Source organism: Nocardioides daejeonensis (assembly GCF_003194585.1).
GTDB lineage: Bacteria > Actinomycetota > Actinomycetes > Propionibacteriales > Nocardioidaceae > Nocardioides > Nocardioides daejeonensis.
Window position 1 is genome coordinate 492,987 of sequence record NZ_QHKZ01000001.1, and the last position, 17,880, is coordinate 510,866.

Sequence of the window (17,880 nt, forward strand, 5' to 3'; positions counted from 1 at the left end):
CTGAAGAACGCCCGCGGGGTCGGTCCGACTCGGACCGGCCCCGCGTCGCGTTTCGACCGGGCTGGTGGGGGAGAGGCTTCCCCCATGCACTCCTCCGTACGCCGCACCCTCGCCGCCGCAGCAGTCGCACCGCTGCTCGTCCTCACGTTGGTCGCTTGCGGCGACAAGTCCAAGGACGACAGCGCATCGGACCCGGCCGCCAGCTCATCGCCCAGCGGTGACCAGTCCACGGGGCACGACCCGGGCACCGAGACCGACGGCACCGAGACCGACGGCGGCGTCCCCGAGGTCGACCTGCCTACCGGTGACATCGACCCGGCTGCGTTCGCCGCGGTCGTCGAGCAGGGCCGGAGCGCCGTCACCACGGCATCCGTCGATCTGATCGCCGACTTCGACGACGACGGTGGCACCGGCAGCGGCACGCTCGACCTGAGCGGCGATCGTGACGCGCTCGACCTGTTGCTCAAGGAGGAGGGCATCGACGACTCCCGCTTCATCTTCATCGACGACGTCGTCTACACCAAGGAGTCGGACGAGCCGAAGTACGCCAAGCTCACGCCGGAGGTCACCGGCACCGGCGACGACGGCGTGTCCTTCTTTGCGTTCCTGCATCCCTACCAGCTCACCGGTCTGGTGCTCGACGGCGCCACGGAGGTGGAGCACACGGGCGAGGAGCAGGTCGGCGGCGTCGTCGCCACCCGCTACCGGGTGACGGCCAGCAACGATGCGCTCGACAAGCTCTTCGGTGGCCTCCTGGAGGAGTCGGAGAAGCCGAAGTCCACCGTCGAGGATCTGTGGCTCGACCCGCAGGGCCGCTTGGTGAAGCTGGTGCTCACGGTCGTGGACTCCAAGGCGGAGAACACCCTCACCATGACTCTCGGCGACTTCGGCAAGGCGCCCGAGGTGGTCGAGCCACCGGCCGCTCAGGTCACCGAGCTCGACAGCCACCTGGACCTGCCTGACCCTGAGGCGGCGCCCCGGCCGAGCAGCCCGACGTTGACGGCACCGGCGGAGTGAGTCGTTCGTCCTGAGGGCCAGGAGCGCACGCCCGGCTCCGTATCGCCCTCGAGGAGAGCCTGGCCGGACGCAGGCGATGCGTTCGGCGCCGGGGCCGCCGGTCAGCGACCGCGCAGGTTGCCGCGGTGGCCCTTCATGCTGGTCGGCACCGGTCCCTTGGGCAGCGGCACGTTGGAACGGTTGGCGTCCAGCGCCTTGAGCCGGAAGAGCACGTCGGTCATGTCGGATCCCTTGAGGGACTTGCCGAGCTTGGTGACGTGCTTGACCAGCTTGGGCAGCGGCACCTCGCCCTCGCCGTTGCCGCAGACGACCTCGTGGATCTCGGTGTCGGCGACAACACGCTCGTGCTTGCGGCGCTCGGTCACCAGCAGCTGCTTCACGCGTGCCGGGCTGCCCTCGCCGACCAGGATGATCCCGGGCGGGCCGACGACCCGGTGCACGACGTCCTGCTGCTTGGTGAACGCGACAGCGGAGTCGACCTTCCAGCCGCGGCGCAACATGCTCAGCGCCGCCGCTGCGGCACCGCGCTGACCGTCCATCTGGTTGTACGCCGCCTTCTGGGCGCGTCGACCGAAGACGATCATCATCAGCAGCAGGCCGATCAGCAGACCGCCGATGACCGGGAAGAGCCAGATCGGGCCAGGCAGGAACGCGAAGAGCGCGAAGCCCGCCGCGAAGCCCAGCACGAAGCTGCCCAGCATCCACAGACCGAGCTTGGTGTCGGTCTTCCTCGCCATCCGGTAGGTCTGGACGAGCTGCTGGCGGCGGCTGGACTTCTCAGGGGTGGGCGTCGACATCTGCCTGCTCTCTGGGACGGTGCGTGGTGGTTCTGTGGTGGGTGACGGCGTTCGCCGTCAGGCCTGCGCGGAGGCCGTGGACCTATTCTCCAACGCCTGACGGTACAGCCGCCCGGCGCGGTACGACGAACGGACGAGCGGACCCGAGAGCACGCCGGAGAAGCCGATCTCCTCGGCCTCCGCCGCCAGCTCGACGAACTCTTCCGGCTTCACCCAACGCTCGACGGGGTGGTGGCGCAGGCTGGGACGCAGGTACTGGGTGACGGTGACCAGCTCGCAGCCGGCCTCGTGCAGGTCGCGCAGGGCCTGGGAGATCTCCTCGCGGGTCTCGCCCATGCCGAGGATGAGGTTGGACTTGGTGACCAGGCCGAACGCGCGGGCCTGGGTCAGGACGTCGAGCGAGCGCTCGTAGCGGAACGCCGGACGGATCCGCTTGAAGATGCGCGGCACCGTCTCCACGTTGTGCGCCAGCACCTCGGGGCGGGACTCGAACACCTCGGCCAGGAGGTCGGGCTCCCCGTTGAAGTCGGGGATGAGGTTCTCGACGCCGGTGTCCGGGTTGAGCTCGTGGATCGCGCGCACCGTCTCGGCGTACAACCAGGCGCCGCCGTCGGGCAGGTCGTCGCGGGCTACACCGGTGATGGTCGCGTACTTGAGCTGCATCTTCTGCACCGACTCCGCGACCCGCCGGGGCTCGTCGCGGTCCAACGGCTGCGGCTTGCCGGTGTCGATCTGGCAGAAGTCGCAGCGTCGGGTGCACTGGTCGCCACCGATGAGGAAGGTGGCCTCGCGGTCCTCCCAGCATTCGAAGATGTTGGGACAGCCGGCTTCCTGGCAGACGGTATGCAGGCCCTCGGACTTCACGAGATGCTGCAGCGCCTTGTATTCGGGACCCATCTTGGCCCGGGTCTTGATCCACTCCGGCTTCCGCTCGATCGGGGTCTCCGAGTTGCGGACCTCCAGGCGGAGGAGCTTGCGCCCGCCGGGGGCGGTGGGGGACTGGTCGGCAGGGGTGTGCGTCACGGGTTCAACTCTACTCAGCACCCGAGTCCGGCGGTCACCAGCGTGGGGTGACCGCCGGCCGGCCGGCGTACGTCTGCTCCCGGCGGCTCAGGCCACGTCGCGACGGCGGAAGCTGAGCAGCGAGGTGATGCCGACGGCAAGCACCACCACGCCGGCGTACGCCGCCCCGCGGGCCAAGGTGAGCGTCCGTTCTTCGAAGCACTGCTCGCCGCCGGGGTTGGCGCCCGGGCAGGCGACCTCGGCGTGGTAATTCACACCGTTGCTGACGATCGCCCAGAGGTTGAGCGCGGGGTTCCAGGCATCGGTGACGCCGATGATCGCCAGCACCATGCCGCCGGCCAGGGCCACGCCGAAGACGATGCCCAAGGTGGCCACCGTGCTGCGGAAGAACATGGTCAGGGCGAAGCCCATCACGGCTGCCAGCGCGGTGATGACCGAGGCCCGCCAGCCGAGCTGCAGACAGTCCATCAGGAGTGCGCCGCCGTGCCGTTCGCCCCGATGGCCCGCCAGTGCGTCGAGCACCAGCCAGTAGCCGCTGTGCACCACTGCGGCGACGACGCCCGCGACGCCCGCGAGCGCGACCGCCTTGGCCGCCCAGATCCGGCCGCGCCGCGGCTCGAACAGCACCTGGTTGCTCACCGAGCCACTGGACCAGTCGTGCCCGGCGAAGGTCGTGCCGACGACGAGCATCAGCATGGCCACCGCGAGCACGACGAAGATCCCGCTGCCCTCCTCGCGCTGCTGCTCCAGGTCGAGCGGCTGGGTCCACAGGTACCAGTCCAGCTGCGGCTGGGTCATCTCCTCGCACTGCTGCTGCACCTGCTGGTCGGTCAGGTTGACCGGCAGGCCCCAGTCGTCGGGGTGGCGCACGCAGTTGCGCAGTGAGTCGGCGGTGTCGCCGGAGGTGCGATCTCGATCGAGCTGGGCCTGGGCGGCGGCGCGGTCCTCGTCGGACGGCGGCCGGGTGTCGTAGGCGACGCCGATGCCGATGAGCGTCGGGATCACTACACAGGCAGCGAGGAGGACGAGGACGGCGCGGCGGTGCAGGAGGCGGCGCAGCTCCACCTTGGTCAGGCGCAGCATGTCAGGCCCCCAGCTTGTCGGCGTCGGTGAGTTGCAGGAAGAAGGTCTCGAGATCGGGACGCAGCGGCGTCAGCTCGGAGAGCCAGATCCCGGCCTCCGCGAGGGTGCGGGTGACGCTGCTGGCGTCGTCCGTCTCCACCCGCAGCACCCCCGCGTCCAGGCTGGGGCTGAGCCCGGCCCTCGTGAGCACTTCGGCCGCCCGGGCGGGGTCGGGCGTGACGACCCGATGCGCGTTGCTGCTGCCCAGCAGGTCCTGTACCTCCCCGGAGGCGAGCAGGCGGCCGTTGCCGATGATCGTGGCGGACGTGCAGACCTGCTGCACCTCGGCCAGGATGTGCGAGCTCAGCAGCACCGTGACGCCGGAATCGCCGAGGGCGCGGATCGTCTCTCGGATCTCCCGGATACCCGCCGGGTCGAGGCCGTTGGTGGGCTCGTCGAGGATCAGCAGGTCCGGGTCCTTGAGGAGCGTTGCCGCGATCGCCAGCCGCTGCTTCATGCCGAGCGAGTAGCCCTTGTAGCGGTCGTCCTCGCGACCGGTGAGGTTCACCGTCTCGATGGCGGCGTCGACCCGCGAACGGGGAGCCCCGATGGCGTCGGAGAGCAGCTCGAGGTTGAGTCGACCGGAGAAGCTGGGGGAGAACTTGGGTGACTCCACCACCGCACCGACCCGGCCGATCACCTCCGGAAGGTGCTCCGGGACGGGTTGCCCGAAGAGCCGCATCGTGCCGTTCGTCGGTCGGGCCAGGCCCAGCAGCATCCGGATCGTCGTCGTCTTACCCGAGCCGTTGGGCCCGAGGAAGCCGTGTACGCCGCCTGCCGGCACCGCCAGGTCGAGGTTCTGTACGGCGACGCGAGGGCCGCCCTTCCGGCCTCGGAACTCCTTGCGGAGCCCGGTCGTCTCAATCACCAGGTCGCTCACGCGCTGATCATGTCAGGCGCAGGGGTGCGTTCAGCGCTGATTGCGCCGCCGCGGCGCTCCGCGGTACCAGGGGACGAGCAGGTCGGTACTCAGGTCCCACCTGGGGCGCTCGGGACCCGACCTTCGTGGAATGCAAGGACCTGACGCGTCGGTCAACCCAGGGTTGACAACCGGGTGTTCGTCAACCAAAGATTGACGCATGACCAACGACGCGCGGAACGCCTGGCAGCTCGGTTACGTGTTGATGATGTTGCCGGTCTTCATCGGCATGGTGCTTGCCCTGACCGACCCCCCGACCTGGCTTCAGATCACGGGAGTGGTGGTGATCCTGGTGCTGGTCTTCGTCGGTTCGCGCCTGATGTTCCGCAAGCGCGGCGGATGGCGCCCCTCCGACACCCTCCCGCCCCAATGAGCACGCACCCCGAGGCAGCCGATCTCTTCGATCTCCTCGAGCGTCGCGCAGGGGTTGCGGGTGACAGCCAGGATGCGCTCCTGGCCCGGGTCCGGGAGGCCCGCGAGCTGGAGGAGGAGGCACGCACCGTGCTCCATCACGCGGTGATCGCCGCTCGCGACTCCGGGGTGACCTGGCAGCGGATCGGCGAGACGCTCGGCGTCTCCAAGCAGGCCGCGCAGAAGCGCTTTCCGGCGACGCTGCCGGGTGACCTGCCGCTGGCCGCCGACGAACGGATCATCGGACCGGTCACCGCCTTCGACGAGATGGGCGAGCTCAACCTCGCCGGCCGCTACGGCTGGCACAGCGTCGCACCGGGTCTCCTCCACCACCGAGTCGTCCGCGGGGCGACGCAGTGGGAGCACAAGCGTGTTGCCGGCGCGCGTGCCTCGCGGCGCCTCCAGGAGCAGGGCTGGGAGTGGATCGGCAACTACGGCTTCCACCACTACCTCAAGCGCGACCTCGGTACGCCGGCACTCACCGAGTCGGGGAAGTAGCCCGGCAACGCCTGCCGGAGGCTCAGGCGCCGGGAGTGACCAGCTGGATGCGCTTGGGCTCGGGACGCGGCTCGTAGTCCGGGGTGGCGTCGTACGGCTGCCAGGCGAGGAGCTCGGAGAGGTGTTGCTGCACCGAGGGAAGCACGTCGGCGACGGTGACGTCGCGTCCGAGCTCGCGCGAGAGCGAGGTGACGCCGGCGTCGGCGATCCCGCACGGGACGAAGCGGTCGTACCAGCCGAGGTCGACGTCGCAGTTGAGGGCGAAGCCGTGCATGGTGATGCCGCGACTGACCCGGATGCCGAGGGCGGCGATCTTGCGCTCCGGTCCGCGCTCGTCGGCACGCAGCCAGACCCCGCTGCGGCCCGGCACGCGCGCCGTCGTGACGCCCAGGTCGGTGCAGACCGCGATCAGCGCCTCCTCGACACGTCGGACGTAGTCGACCACCTTCACGTGATCGGGCAGTCTGACGATCGGGTAGCCGACGAGCTGCCCCGGACCGTGGAAGGTGATCTTGCCGCCACGGTCGACATCGATGACCTCCGCGCCGCCCGGGTCCAGGGGGCGCTCGTGCGGGTCGGTGCGCTTGCCGGCGGTGAAGACCGGCGGGTGCTCGAGCAGGAGGACCCGGCCCGGCGCTCCGTCGACGACCTCCGCATGATGCTGGCGCTGGAGCTCCCAGGCTTCGAGGTAGGGGACCGCGTCCGGTCCGAGTCCGGCGATGGTGAAGTCGAGGGTCACGGTTCGAGACTACGCCGGGCCTGTGGATGACGGGATGCGGGTGTCGGTGGTCCGGCGCAGAGTGGTCCCCATGGTGTCGAGGAGCTTTCCCAGAGGGCCGACCGCGGTGGTCGTCCTGCTGCTCGCCGGTGCGATGACCATCGCGCTCAGCGTGCGCGACGACCCGGAGCAACCCACGCCGGAGGCGCCGGCACGGCTCGGCACGGTGACCGAGCCGACGGCGCTGCGCATCTACCGGGATTGGCAACGCCGTCGCTCCGCGGCTTGGGCGGCTGGCGATGCCCGCCGCCTCCGCTCGCTGTACGTCGACTCGCGGGTGGCGCGCGCTGACCTACGGTTGCTGGCCACCTGGCTGCGACGTGGCGTCGACGGCGTCGAGGTCGAGCCGCAGCTGCTGGCCTTCGAGGTGATGGGCACCGGCGCGCGACGGGTGCGGTTGCAGGTGACCCAGCGGGTCGCCTGGGCGCGGGTACGGACCGCCGGCGTGGTCCGAGAGCTGCCCCGCGCGGCAGCCCAGCGGCAGGAGGTGGTGCTGCGCCGCGTAGACGGCGCCTGGCTGGTGGCGCGGGTCAGTCGGCTGAGCGCAACCCGGTCGCCAGGACGTCGCGCACGTCCTGGTCGCGGAACTCGTAGCCCGCATCGGCCAGCGCGGCCGGCACGCCGCGGATCGACCCCAGAACCTCAGGCGCCATCCGCCCGGCACCCACCTTGACCACGGGCGCCGGCACGAACAGGAACGCGGGGCGGTGCACGGCGTCCGCCAACGCCTTGGTGAACTCGCCGTTGGTCGGGGTGGTCGGGCAGCAGAGATTCACCGGCCCCGACACCTCGGTGGCGAGCACGTGCGTCACGCCGCCCACCCAGTCGCGGCGGGAGATCACCGGGAAGTACTGCCGGCCGTCGCCGATCCTGGTGGCCAGCCCGAGCTTCGCGCTGAGCGCGAGCTGGCGCAGTGGCGGGCTCTGCCGGTCGAGAACCGGCGCGGTGCGCAACACCGCGACCCGCGCTCCCGCTTCGACGGCTGGTGCGGCTGCCTGCTCCCATACCCGGGTGACCTCGGTGAGGAAGGCGTCGCCGACCGACGGCGCGGACTCCTCGAGTGGACGGTCGCCCTGGCTGCCGTACCAGGAGATGCCGTTGCCGGCGACGAATGCCGGTCCTCGGCCATGCTCCTGCGCCCTGGCCACGGCGGTGGCGAGCACGCCGGTCGTCGTGACCCGGCTGTGCTCGAGCGCCTTGGCCCACCGGGCCGAGTGCGGATTGCCCATGGTGGGTGTGCCGGCCAGGTTGACCACCGCGTCGGCCGAGTCGACGAGGCTCTGGTCGACCTCACCCGCATACGGATCCCACTGCGACTGGTCCGCGGAGGAGGGAGGACGCCGGACCAGTGCGGTGACCCGGTGTCCGGCACGCACGAGGTGGCGGGAGAGCGCGCTCCCGAGGAATCCACTGGCCCCCGCCACCACGACGTGCATCTCGATCAGACCTCGAACGCGCCGGCCTCGAGCCGCTGCTTCACGTCCTGCAGGAAGCGAGCGGCATCGGCACCGTCGACGATGCGGTGGTCGTAGGTGAGCGACAGGTAGGCCATCTGGCGCACCGCGATCGTCTCGCCCAGGTTCGGGTCGTCGATGACGACCGCGCGCTTCACCACGGCGCCGGTGCCGAGGATCGCCACCTGCGGCTGGTTGATGATCGGCGTGTCGAAGAGCGCCCCGACGCTGCCGGTGTTGGTGAGCGTGAAGGTGCCCCCGGACAACTCGTCGGGCAGCACCTTGTTGTTGCGGGTGCGGTCGGCGAGGTCGGCGATCTTGCGAGCCAGGCCCGCCACGTTGAGGTCACCGGCGTTGTGGATCACCGGGCTCAGCAGGCCGCGCTCGGTGTCCACTGCGATCGCCAGGTGCTCGGCGTCGAAGTAGGTGATCTCGCCCTTCTCCTCGTCCACCTGCGCGTTGAGGGCCGGGTGGACCTTGAGCGCGTCGATGGTGGCGCGGGCGAAGAACGGGAAGTAGCTGAGCTTGACGCCCTCGCGTGCGTGGAAGTCGGCCTTCACCTGGTCGCGGAGGCGACCGATGTTGGTGACGTCGACCTCGACCACCTGGGTGAGCTGCGCGGAGACCCGCAGCGACTCCACCATACGCTTGGCGATGACCTTGCGCAGCCGGCTCATCGGCTCGGTCTTGCCGCGCAGCGGCGACGGGGTCACCGGGGCAGGAGCGGCCGATGCGGCGGCGGCCGGAGCGGCCGGAGCAGCCGACTCCTTCGCCTTCGCGGCGTCCAGCACGTCCTGCTTGCGGACCCGCCCACCGACGCCGGTGCCCTGCACCTCGGCCAGGTCGACGCCATGCTGGTTGGCGAGCTTGCGGACCAGCGGCGTGACGTAGCCGGTGTCGCTGGCGGGGTTGCTGGGCGCCTCCGTCGCGACAGGCTGCGCCGGTGCGGCGGGCTGCGAGGGCTGTGCCGGGGCCTGCGGTTCGGCGGGCTTCTCGGGCTCGGCGGGCTTCTCCGGCGCGGCGGGCTTCTCCGGCTCGGCAGGCTTCTCCGGCTCGGCGGGCTTCTCCGGGGCTGCTGCCTGCTCGGCGGGTGCCGCGCCCTTGTCGCCGATCAGCGCGAGCTCGGCGCCGACCTCGACCGTCTCGTCCTCGGCCACCTTGATCTCAAGCAGAGTGCCGGCGACGGGTGAGGGGATCTCGGTGTCGACCTTGTCGGTCGAGACCTCCAGCAGCGGCTCGTCGACCGCGACGTCGTCGCCGACCTGCTTCAGCCAGCGGGTGACGGTGCCCTCGGTGACCGACTCACCCAGGGCGGGCAGCGTGACCGACGTACCGGATCCACCACCGGAGGGCTGGGCCGGAGCCTGGGCCGCCGGAGCTGCCGGGGCTTCCTCGGCGGGAGCTGCCGGGGCCTCCGGCTCGGACTGCGGTGCCGGCTCCTCGGCCGGGGCTTCCTCGGTCTGGGTCTCCTCAGCCGGGGCAGAGGCGGAGCCGCCGCCCTCGCCCTCCTCGCCGATCACAGCGAGAACCGCGCCGACCTCGACGGTGTCGTCCTCGTTGGCGCGGATCTCGAGCAGCACGCCCGCGACAGGCGAGGGGATCTCCGTGTCGACCTTGTCGGTGGACACCTCCAGCAGCGGCTCGTCGACGGCGACCTGATCACCCACCTGCTTGAGCCATCGGGTGACGGTGCCCTCGGTGACGGATTCGCCGAGTGCCGGGAGACTGACTTCGCTGGCCATGAATGTCCTTCTGAACTGGTGGGTGTCGGGTGCTGGTCTATCAGGAATGAGCGTGGAGTGGTTTGCCGGCCAGCGCCAGGTGCGCCTCGCCGAGTGCCTCGTTCTGCGTGGGGTGCGCGTGGATCAAGGGAGCGACGTCCTCGGCATGAGCCTCCCATGCCGTGATGAGTTGCGCCTCCCCGATCAGCTCGCCGGCCCGGGCGCCCACCACGTGAACGCCGACGACCGGTCCGTTGCGCCGGCGGACGAGCTTGACGAAGCCCTGGGTACGCAGGATCTGGCTCTTGCCGTTCCCACCCAGGTCGTAGGTGAGGGTCTCGATCTCCTCCGTGCCGAACCGCTCCTCGGCGGTCGCCTGATCGAGCCCGACCGAGGCGACCTCGGGGTCGCAGTAGGTCACGCGCGGAATGACAGCCTCGTCGATGGTGGTGGGGGCGAGGCCGGCGATCTCCTCCGCCACGAAGATGCCCTGCTGGAAGCCTCGGTGTGCGAGCTGCAGGCCGGGCACGATGTCGCCGACGGCCCAGACGCCGGCCACGTTGGTGCGTCCACGACCGTCAGTGGTCACGAAGCCGCGCTCGGTGGCCACACCGACCTCCTCCAAGCCGATGCCGTCGGTGCTCGGCCCGCGGCCCACGGCGACCAGCAGCAGCTCCGCCTCGAGGGTCTGCTCCGCGGTGCGGACTCGGACGCCGGAGTCGGTGGCCTCGACCGACTCGAAGCGCGTGTCGGTGAGTGCCTTGATGCCACGCTTGCGGAACGCGCGCTCCACCGCCTTCGACGACGCGGCGTCCTCAGCGGCCAGCAGGCGGGGAAGCGCCTCGACGATCGTCACCTCGGCGCCGAAGGAGCGCCAGACGCTGGCGAACTCGCACCCGATCACACCGCCGCCGAGGACGACCACCGAGGTCGGCACCCGGTCGAGGGTGAGCGCGTGCTCCGAGCTCAGCACCCGCGAGCCGTCGATCTCCAGTCCCGGCAGGCTGCGACTGTGCGAGCCGGTGGCCAGCACGATGTGGCGGCCGGTCAGGGTGGTGCCGTCGACCTCGACGGTGGTGGGGGAGGTGAGGCGCCCGCGCCCGCGGACGACGGTGATCCCGCGGCCCTTGATGAGGCCCTCCAGACCCTTGAAGAGCCGCTGCACGACGCCGTCCTTGTAGGCGTTGACGCCGGCCATGTCGATACCTTCGAAGCTCGCCCGCACTCCGAACTGCTCGGAGTCGCGAGCCGCGTCGGCGACCTCGGCGGCGTGCAGCAGCGCCTTGGTCGGGATGCAGCCCACATGGAGGCAGGTGCCACCGACCCGGTCGGCCTCCACGAGCACCACGTCGAGCCCCAGCTGGGCCGCGCGGAGCGCACAGGAATAGCCACCCGATCCGGCGCCCAGGACGATCAGGTCATGGGTCGATCCCGGCGCTGCGCCGGCCACCGCATCCTCCACACCTTCGGGCACGGACCCATCTTTGCACTACGCCGGTCGGCTCGGTCCAGCACATCCCATGCGTCACACTGTGCCTATGGGAATGTTCGACAGGTTTCGTCGCGGGGGAATGCGACGTCCCCAAGGTGACGCTGCTCGTACCGGGTCGACCACGGTGCGCTCCTCCAACTCCGCCGACGAGAAGCACCTGCTGGAGTTCGTCACCACGCGCCGTGGTGTCGAGGGGTTCGTGGAGCCGCGGACGGCAGTCTCGGACGTGACGCTGCTGCTGGTCGCCCACGACGGCGAGTGGACCCGGCGCCGGGTCCCGTCGGTGCAGTGGGCACACAACTTCGCCAACAAGCACCGGGTGCCGTCGTACGACGCCGCTGTGGTCGGCGTTCCGCAACGCATGCGCGACTGGAACCGCCGCCAGAAAGAACGCTGAGTCCGAGCCGCCGTCTGAGCCCCGGCGCGGGTCGGAGCCCGACCGCCGCTACTCGGCAGGTCGGAACCGGGTCACGCGCCTGTTGCTGCCTGCGTCCGCAGGTAGGCGACCAGGGTGCCTACCGCCGCTCCGGTACCGCCGTTGGGCACATGCCCGTGAGGGCCACCGGAGTTGAACGACGGGCCTGCGATGTCGAGGTGGGCCCAGGGCAGGCCGGCGGTGAACTCGCGCAGGAAGCCGGCCGCGTAGAGCCCGCCGCCCCACCGGACCCAGTCGTGCTGGGCGATGTCGGCCACCTTCGAGCTCCGCAGCCGGTCGTGCATCTCGGCTGGGATCGGCATCGGCCAGATCGCCTCGCCGGCTTCGTCGGCGGCAGCACGCAGGTCGGCAACCAGACGGTCGTCGCCCATCACGCCACTGATCTTGTCGCCGAGCGCGACGACCATGTGGCCGGTCAGGGTAGCGACGTCGATGATCTCGTCGGGCTCCTCCTCGGCAGCGAGCACCAGCGCGTCGGCCAGCACCAGGCGTCCCTCGGCATCGGTGTTGGTGACCTCCACCGTGGTGCCGCCCCGGATGGTGAGCACGTCGCCGGGCCGCATCGCGGTGCCGGAGACCATGTTCTCGGCCAGCGGCGCCCAAGCAGTGACCCGGACCGGCAGGCCGGCCCGCGCGATGTGGAAGAGCACCTGGACCACCGCCGCCGCTCCGGCCATGTCGCTCTTCATGGTCTGCATCGACCCGGCGGGCTTGATCGTGTAGCCGCCCGAGTCATAGGTGATGCCCTTGCCGACCAGAGCGATGTGCCGCTCGGCACCCTTCGGCGACCAGGTGAGCTTCACCAGCCGCGGCGGCGCGGCGGAACCACCGCCGACGCCGAGGATTCCGCCGCAGCCGTCGGCGGCGAGACGTTCCTCGTCCCACACCTCCAGACCGATCTTCGGGGCGCCGCGCCCCTTGGTCGTCGCCTTGTGCTGGCTGGTGACGAGGTCGACGAACGCGGCGGGGTCGAGGTCGTTGGGAGGAAGGTTCACCCAGTCGCGCGTGGTGTTGACCGCCTCCGCGACACGCAGTGCCTCCTCGAACGCCCGCGTGGCCTCCTCCTGACGGGCGAGCGGACTGAGCACGATCACCTCGCCCACCCCGGGCTTCGTCGGCGCCGACTCCTTCTTGTACCGGGTGAACGCATAGCCACCCAGCGCGGCGCCCTCGGCCGCCGCGGCCAGCAGGGGCAGCGTCTCCGACGGCACCGCCAGGGCCAGCGTCGCCGCGTTGGGCACCGCGCGTACGGCGGCACCGGTGGCCCGGCGTACGACGGCAGGGGAGAGGGCATCGGCGTCACCGAGGCCGAGGAAGACCACCAGTGGCGCGTTGACGACACCGCCGGAGGGGACCTTCGCCACCTCGCCGACCCCGGCCTTGAAGCCGAGGCTCTCGAGCAGGGGCCGCAGCTTGCGGCCCCAGGCCTCGCCGACCTCCTCCGCCCCGGGAGCGGTCACGATCCCCTTCGCGGTCTTCACCAGACCGACGACCACGGCATCGCTCCGAGTCTTGGCGGGGCTTCCCTTGCGCAGCGTGTACGACGTCACCTGGCGAACTCTAGATCAGGTGCGCAGCAGGGCGATCGGCGTCCGATAGGTTTCGTTGCCATGACAGACGACGCGGGACAGGGATCGGGTCCGACGGCAGCAGACGAGCCGGTACTGAAGCAGTCGCCCCTGCACGAGCGCCACCAGGCTCTGGGGGCGAAGTTCGCCGGCTTCGGCGGCTGGTCGATGCCGCTGGAGTACCCGACCGGCGTGGTCAAGGAGCACACCGCCGTCCGTGAGGGCGTGGGCATCTTCGATGTGAGCCACCTCGGCAAGGCGATGGTCTCTGGTCCGGGCGCGGCCGACTTCATCAACCGCACCCTGAGCAACGACCTCGGCAAGATCGAGGCGGGCCAGGCGCAGTACACCTTGTGCCTCGACGCCGAGTCCGGTGGCATCGTCGACGACCTGATCGCCTACCTGCACGACGACGAGCACGTGCTGTTGGTGCCCAACGCCGCGAACTCCGCGGAGGTGCTGCGGCGGCTCGCTGCGGAGCTGCCCGAGGGAGTGGCGATCGCCGATCACCACGAGCGGTACGCCGTCCTCGCCGTCCAGGGGCCCCAGGCCGACGAGACGCTCGCGAAGCTCGGCCTGCCGGTCGGACACGACTACATGTCGTTCCTGGAGACGGACTTCCAAGGCGCCGGGACGGTCGTGTGCCGGACCGGCTACACCGGCGAGCGAGGCTACGAGCTGATCGTCCGCAACGAGGCCGCGGGCGCGTTGTGGGACGCCCTGCTCGAAGCCGGCGCGGAGTTCGGCATCGTGCCGTGTGGTCTCGGCGCTCGCGACACGTTGCGCACCGAGATGGGCTACCCGCTACACGGCCAGGACCTCACCCCCGAGGTGAACCCGCTCGAAGGCCGTGTCGGTTGGGCGGTCGGTTGGAAGAAGCCGGTCTTCTGGGGCCGCGAGACGCTGCTGGCGGCGAAGGAGAAGGGCCCGAGCCGCGTGCTGCGCGGCCTGATCGCGTCCGGCCGGGGCATCCCGAGGCCGGGCATGAGTGTCAGCCTGACCGCCGACGTACTCCTGTGCGAGGTCACCTCCGGCACCTTCTCGCCGACGCTGCGCAAGGGAATCGGCCTCGCTCTGGTGCCGACGATAGTCGAGGAGGGCGCGGAGGTCGGCGTCGACATCCGAGGTCGTCGGGAGATCTTCACCGTGGTCAAGCCGCCCTTCGTCGACACCTCCGTGCGCGAGAGCTGAACCGGCCATTCTCGTGGTCGAAGCACTTTGATAGGTGGATCGGTGTCTCTAGGTGACGCCGATCCACCTATCTGCGGGTCTTGTTCACTGCAGAAGGCAGCGCGGGCACCTGCTCATCGCGCCGGTCCAACCACGCGCCCTGAGCAGCCCGCTCATCCGCTGCGCGGTCAGGCACGGCCGACGAAATATCTGCCCCCAGCCGAGGCGCACGCTGAGCAGGCCGTCAACAGCAGCGTCGAGATCCCGCTCCAGATCATGGTCGCGCGCGGTCGCGCCGGCGTGGTCGAGACGACCGTCCAGCTCGATCGCGACCCCGTAGTCCGGGTAGAGCCCGTCGCGATAGATCCGACGCCCCGAGAGCGCAGCTGCCTGCCTGACCGCGGTCGGGAGGCTATGCGCGCGCTCGACCAGCGTGAGGTATCCGTGCTCGAGCACCGAGTGTGTGCCCTGGTCGAGATCCTGGAGCACCTCCAGGATGAATCCTCGATGCTTGACCCGGCTGCGTCGCTCCACTGCCGCGCGCAGACGGCCGGGTGTCGTCCGCCGAGCGCCGACGGCACCGCTGAGGGACGCGACCACCTCCAGCTCGTCGCTCCCGAGGGCGGCGACGTCGACCACGGCTTCGTCGTACCGGATCCGCGGCGGTCCGAGGTTCGTCTGGGCCCACGCCTCGAACTCACTCACCCGATGCACCACGATGTCCGGCTGCGCATGCACATGGCGCGCCTGGTCGACGGCGATGTGTATTGGCCCCGAGGTGTCGAGCCGCGTCGCGGTGCCTTCCCAAGCGATCAGTGCCGATCTACCGTAGAGCGCTGCGCGATCCGCGTAGAGCACGGCGGCCCAGGCGCGCTGGAGCCAGCTGGGCCTGCCGGTGTGGTCGAGATAGACGCCCGGATGCACCAGGGTCAGTTCGCGACGACGGAGCAGCCGACGGACCGCCGCAGGCGTGTGGCCGGCCGAGAGCAGTTGGCGACGCGCCACCGCGCCGGCCTGATCCCGGAGGAGTTCCTGGAGGTCGCGCATCGCTCAAGCGTGGCTGCTGCAGGGCCCGGGCGCGACGGGGGAGCGAAGCCCTGTGGATAACCGCCGTCGAGGCCGTGGAAAGAGGTCAGATAGGTGGATCGGTGTCGCTCGGTGACACCGATCCACCACCATCCTCGAACCAGGGGCAGCCCCCGAAGGTCAGAGGCTGCCGCCGAGGGCCGCGGCGAGCAGTGCGGTGGTGAAGGCGATCTCGACGGAGGCGCCGTAGACGTCTCCGGTCACGCCACCCAGTCGGTCCTGCGCGGTGATCGCGCGCATCAGCCCGCCGAGCATCCCGACCGGGCCGGCGACGCCGAGCCAGAGCAGGCCCTGGTCGGTGAGGTCGCTGCGGCCGGCGGCGATGACCGCGCCCGCAACCACGGCCGCCAGGAGCAGGAAGCCGCAGGCCAGCGGAGCCGCCGTGACGCTCTGCGCGACGGTGCGACCGAGGCCGTCGTCGCGTGCGGGCGGGTAGGCCCGGGTGCCCAGCACCATCAGCACGCCGCGGCTACTCGCGAGGGCGACCAGGAGGACGAGCCCCGCGCCGAAGGTGCCGAACGAGATCATCACCTGGCTGAGGGCGCCGACCTGGACGAGGAGGGTCAGCAGCAGGGTGACGACGCCGAAGGGGCCGATGTCGGACTTCTTCATGATCACCAGCGCCTCATCGGCGGGTCTGCCCGACCCCAGGCCGTCCGCGACGTCGGCGAGACCGTCGAGGTGGATGCCGCGTGTCAGCCAGGCCAGCGCGCCGATCAGCAGTGCTGCGAGCAGGAACGGCGAGACGCCCGGGAAAGCGCGGTCCGCCAGCCACCAGGCAGCGCCCAGCACCGCCGCGAGCACGCCGCCGACGAGCGGCGAGAGCGCCAACGACCAGCCCGCGACCGTGCGGTCCACCCGCTTCGGCATCGGCACCGGCAGGCGGGTGAGGGTGCCGAGGCTGAGCCACAGCGCGTTCACAGGCCCACCGTCCGCCCGGCGACGACAAGGCGCACGTCTTCGGTGACGGCCGCGAGCGCCGCGTTGAGCCGGCCCATCTCGTCGCGGAACCGGCGGGTGCCCGCCGCCTCGGGCACGACACCCTGACCCAGTTCGTTGCTCACTGCCACCACCCGTCGTTCGGTCCGTCGCCATGCCGCTACGAGGTCGGCAACCTCCGCGGCCACCGCATCCCGTGCCCGGTCGCGCCAGGCGCTGTCGTCCCAGGCGTCGTGGCGATCCATGATCCGGGTCAGCCACAAGGTCAGGCAGTCGATCAGGAGCGGGCCGCCGGGCGCCTGGAGCAGGGCGACGAGGTCGAGACTCTCGACGGTGCGCCAACGATCGGGGCGCTGCGCCACGTGCTTGGCGATCCGCTCACGCCACTCCGGGTCGTCGCCGGGCGGGTAGGAGGTGGCCACGTAGGTGACCTCCTCGGCGTCGGCGAGCATCCGCTCCGCCTCGCGGGACTTGCCCGACCGCGCCCCCCCGAGCACCAGGGTCCGGAGCGGCCCGCGCTCGGGGGCCGGTTGCTCGGCGGCCAGGAGCTCGGCTCCGTCCGGGTGCAGCTCGACACCCCAGGCGGCGAGCCTGCGTGCCAGCTCGGGGCCGGGTGGATTGTGGTGCGAGAGATGCGTGGCGACCACGCGGGTGCGGTCGGTGATCGCGCCGACCGCACGCAGCCGGCGTACCTGCTCGGGGAAGGTGGTCAGGTCGAGGTGCTGCGTGCCGTGGTCGCGCTTGTCTCCGAACGACTCCTCCAGCACCACCAGGTCGTACTCCGCCCCGGTCGTCGCAACCACCGTCTGCTCGGGCAGCGGGCCGGTGTCGGTGGCATAGAGGGTCCGTGAGGTGCCGGCGATGTCGTAGAGGACCGCCTCCGGCTCGCCGGAGCCGAGGCCGGTGCGGTGGGCCGCAGCAAGCACCCGAACCCGGTGGCTGCCGTGGGTGAACTCGTCGCCGGGACGCACCGCCCGGAACTCCACGGACGTGTCGGGCGGGAGCCAAGAAGCGGCCGCCTCGACCAGGTCGGGCGGCCCCGCCACCAGCAGCGGACGGTCCGTGCTCCAGGAGCGGTACATCAGGGTGGCCGGACTGAAGTGATCGCTGTGCTGGTGGGTGTGCAGCACCAGGGAGACGTCGGCCAAGGAGATGCCCAGGCGCTCGGCCGAGAGCGGCACCGACGGTGGGCAGTCGAGCAGGACGGTGCCGTCGAGGAGGGCAGCGGACTGCGCGCGGACCCGGCCCGCGAGGCGCTCGGCGACGCAGGAGGCACAGGTGCAGAAGGCGGCCGGCCAGCCGTCGGCGGCACCGGTGCCCAGCAGTCGAAGAGTCACGGGCCCACCCTAGGGATGGCGACCGAGTACGTGGTCAAGAAGGTCATGGCCTGCTCCGCCGAGTCCCACCCAGCGGAGGCACGTACTGGATGCGCCGCGCGCGACGGCCGAA

Annotated in this window: 17 protein-coding genes; 5 read left to right on the forward strand and 12 right to left on the reverse strand. The window is 70.8% G+C overall.

The features are described from left to right. Positions 1-84: 84 nt before the first annotated feature. Entirely contained in the window at positions 85-1,017 is a 933-nt protein-coding gene (locus tag DNK54_RS02400) for an LppX_LprAFG lipoprotein (RefSeq protein ID WP_110205328.1), read from the forward strand. Between the two features lie 101 nt (positions 1,018-1,118). On the opposite strand, the gene DNK54_RS02405 is transcribed toward DNK54_RS02400, so the two are convergent. The 4 genes from DNK54_RS02405 to DNK54_RS02420 all read right to left on the reverse strand — a co-directional run bounded on the left by DNK54_RS02405 (position 1,119) and on the right by DNK54_RS02420 (position 4,839). Continuing rightward, a complete protein-coding gene (locus DNK54_RS02405) occupies positions 1,119-1,814 on the reverse strand; it encodes a DUF4191 domain-containing protein (RefSeq protein ID WP_110205329.1) in 696 nt (231 codons plus the stop codon). Between the two features lie 57 nt (positions 1,815-1,871). Further along, complete coding sequence (lipA, locus tag DNK54_RS02410) at positions 1,872-2,837, reverse strand: lipoyl synthase (protein WP_110205330.1); 966 nt, start codon at positions 2,835-2,837, stop codon at positions 1,872-1,874. Between the two features lie 87 nt (positions 2,838-2,924). After that, complete coding sequence (locus tag DNK54_RS02415; protein ID WP_110205331.1) at positions 2,925-3,920, reverse strand: hypothetical protein; 996 nt, start codon at positions 3,918-3,920, stop codon at positions 2,925-2,927. A 1-nt stretch (position 3,921) separates the two neighbouring features. Beyond that, positions 3,922-4,839: an ABC transporter ATP-binding protein gene (locus DNK54_RS02420; RefSeq protein ID WP_110205332.1), complete on the reverse strand. Its 918-nt coding sequence runs from the start codon at positions 4,837-4,839 to the stop codon at positions 3,922-3,924. A 199-nt stretch (positions 4,840-5,038) separates the two neighbouring features. Here DNK54_RS02420 and DNK54_RS02425 point away from each other — a divergent pair, with 199 nt between their 5' ends. Together DNK54_RS02425 and DNK54_RS02430 are read left to right on the forward strand one after the other, a co-directional pair. Further along, positions 5,039-5,251, forward strand: a complete 213-nt coding sequence (locus DNK54_RS02425; protein WP_110205333.1) for a hypothetical protein — start codon at positions 5,039-5,041, stop codon at positions 5,249-5,251. Further along, on the forward strand, positions 5,248-5,787 hold the full coding sequence (locus DNK54_RS02430) for a hypothetical protein (RefSeq protein WP_110205334.1): 540 nt from the start codon (positions 5,248-5,250) through the stop codon (positions 5,785-5,787). Before DNK54_RS02425 ends, DNK54_RS02430 begins: the two co-directional genes overlap by 4 nt. A gap of 22 nt (positions 5,788-5,809) precedes the next feature. Here DNK54_RS02430 and lipB read toward each other — a convergent pair whose 3' ends face one another. The 4 genes from lipB to lpdA form a co-directional block, all read right to left on the reverse strand. Beyond that, positions 5,810-6,526 carry a lipoyl(octanoyl) transferase LipB gene (gene lipB, locus DNK54_RS02435; RefSeq protein WP_204164385.1) on the reverse strand — a complete coding sequence of 239 codons (717 nt, stop codon included), beginning with the start codon at positions 6,524-6,526 and terminating at the stop codon, positions 5,810-5,812. A 569-nt stretch (positions 6,527-7,095) separates the two neighbouring features. Next, positions 7,096-8,001 (reverse strand): TIGR01777 family oxidoreductase, encoded by a 906-nt coding sequence (locus DNK54_RS02445; protein WP_110205336.1) that lies wholly within the window; start codon positions 7,999-8,001, stop codon positions 7,096-7,098. 5 nt (positions 8,002-8,006) lie between these two features. Beyond that, positions 8,007-9,761, reverse strand: a complete 1,755-nt coding sequence (gene sucB, locus DNK54_RS02450; protein WP_110205337.1) for a 2-oxoglutarate dehydrogenase, E2 component, dihydrolipoamide succinyltransferase — start codon at positions 9,759-9,761, stop codon at positions 8,007-8,009. Positions 9,762-9,801: 40 nt separating this feature from the next. Further along, the gene (gene lpdA / locus DNK54_RS02455) at positions 9,802-11,214 is read right to left on the reverse strand and encodes a dihydrolipoyl dehydrogenase (RefSeq protein ID WP_239459870.1); all 1,413 of its coding nucleotides are present in this window, start codon (positions 11,212-11,214) and stop codon (positions 9,802-9,804) included. A gap of 97 nt (positions 11,215-11,311) precedes the next feature. Between lpdA and DNK54_RS02460 the strand changes: the two genes are divergently transcribed. Continuing rightward, the gene (locus DNK54_RS02460; protein WP_204164386.1) at positions 11,312-11,629 is read left to right on the forward strand and encodes a hypothetical protein; all 318 of its coding nucleotides are present in this window, start codon (positions 11,312-11,314) and stop codon (positions 11,627-11,629) included. A 71-nt stretch (positions 11,630-11,700) separates the two neighbouring features. Here the strand turns inward: DNK54_RS02460 and DNK54_RS02465 are convergent, their stop codons facing one another. Then, positions 11,701-13,218 carry a leucyl aminopeptidase gene (locus DNK54_RS02465; protein WP_110205340.1) on the reverse strand — a complete coding sequence of 506 codons (1,518 nt, stop codon included), beginning with the start codon at positions 13,216-13,218 and terminating at the stop codon, positions 11,701-11,703. Between the two features lie 60 nt (positions 13,219-13,278). On the opposite strand from DNK54_RS02465, the gene gcvT reads away from it, so the two are divergent. Further along, positions 13,279-14,427: a glycine cleavage system aminomethyltransferase GcvT gene (gene gcvT / locus DNK54_RS02470; protein WP_110205341.1), complete on the forward strand. Its 1,149-nt coding sequence runs from the start codon at positions 13,279-13,281 to the stop codon at positions 14,425-14,427. Positions 14,428-14,511: 84 nt separating this feature from the next. Here the strand turns inward: gcvT and DNK54_RS02475 are convergent, their stop codons facing one another. The 3 genes from DNK54_RS02475 to DNK54_RS21385 all read right to left on the reverse strand — a co-directional run bounded on the left by DNK54_RS02475 (position 14,512) and on the right by DNK54_RS21385 (position 17,768). After that, positions 14,512-15,453 carry a hypothetical protein gene (locus tag DNK54_RS02475; protein WP_110205342.1) on the reverse strand — a complete coding sequence of 314 codons (942 nt, stop codon included), beginning with the start codon at positions 15,451-15,453 and terminating at the stop codon, positions 14,512-14,514. A 159-nt stretch (positions 15,454-15,612) separates the two neighbouring features. Then, complete coding sequence (locus DNK54_RS02480) at positions 15,613-16,413, reverse strand: adenosylcobinamide-GDP ribazoletransferase (RefSeq protein WP_204164387.1); 801 nt, start codon at positions 16,411-16,413, stop codon at positions 15,613-15,615. Continuing rightward, positions 16,410-17,768 carry a bifunctional adenosylcobinamide kinase/adenosylcobinamide-phosphate guanylyltransferase gene (locus DNK54_RS21385; RefSeq protein WP_110205343.1) on the reverse strand — a complete coding sequence of 453 codons (1,359 nt, stop codon included), beginning with the start codon at positions 17,766-17,768 and terminating at the stop codon, positions 16,410-16,412. The genes DNK54_RS02480 and DNK54_RS21385 overlap by 4 nt, the downstream gene beginning before the upstream one ends. Between the last annotated feature and the right edge of the window lie 112 nt (positions 17,769-17,880).

Coding starts and splice junctions, on each gene's coding strand:
- DNK54_RS02400 (WP_110205328.1), top strand. CDS start 85: ATGCACTCCTCCGTACGCCGCACCCTCGCCGCCGCAGCAGTCGCACCG.
- DNK54_RS02405 (WP_110205329.1), bottom strand. CDS start 1,814: ATGTCGACGCCCACCCCTGAGAAGTCCAGCCGCCGCCAGCAGCTCGTC.
- DNK54_RS02415 (WP_110205331.1), bottom strand. CDS start 3,920: ATGCTGCGCCTGACCAAGGTGGAGCTGCGCCGCCTCCTGCACCGCCGC.
- DNK54_RS02425 (WP_110205333.1), top strand. CDS start 5,039: ATGACCAACGACGCGCGGAACGCCTGGCAGCTCGGTTACGTGTTGATG.
- DNK54_RS02430 (WP_110205334.1), top strand. CDS start 5,248: ATGAGCACGCACCCCGAGGCAGCCGATCTCTTCGATCTCCTCGAGCGT.
- DNK54_RS02445 (WP_110205336.1), bottom strand. CDS start 8,001: ATGCACGTCGTGGTGGCGGGGGCCAGTGGATTCCTCGGGAGCGCGCTC.
- sucB (WP_110205337.1), bottom strand. CDS start 9,761: ATGGCCAGCGAAGTCAGTCTCCCGGCACTCGGCGAATCCGTCACCGAG.
- DNK54_RS02460 (WP_204164386.1), top strand. CDS start 11,312: ATGCGACGTCCCCAAGGTGACGCTGCTCGTACCGGGTCGACCACGGTG.
- gcvT (WP_110205341.1), top strand. CDS start 13,279: ATGACAGACGACGCGGGACAGGGATCGGGTCCGACGGCAGCAGACGAG.
- DNK54_RS02475 (WP_110205342.1), bottom strand. CDS start 15,453: ATGCGCGACCTCCAGGAACTCCTCCGGGATCAGGCCGGCGCGGTGGCG.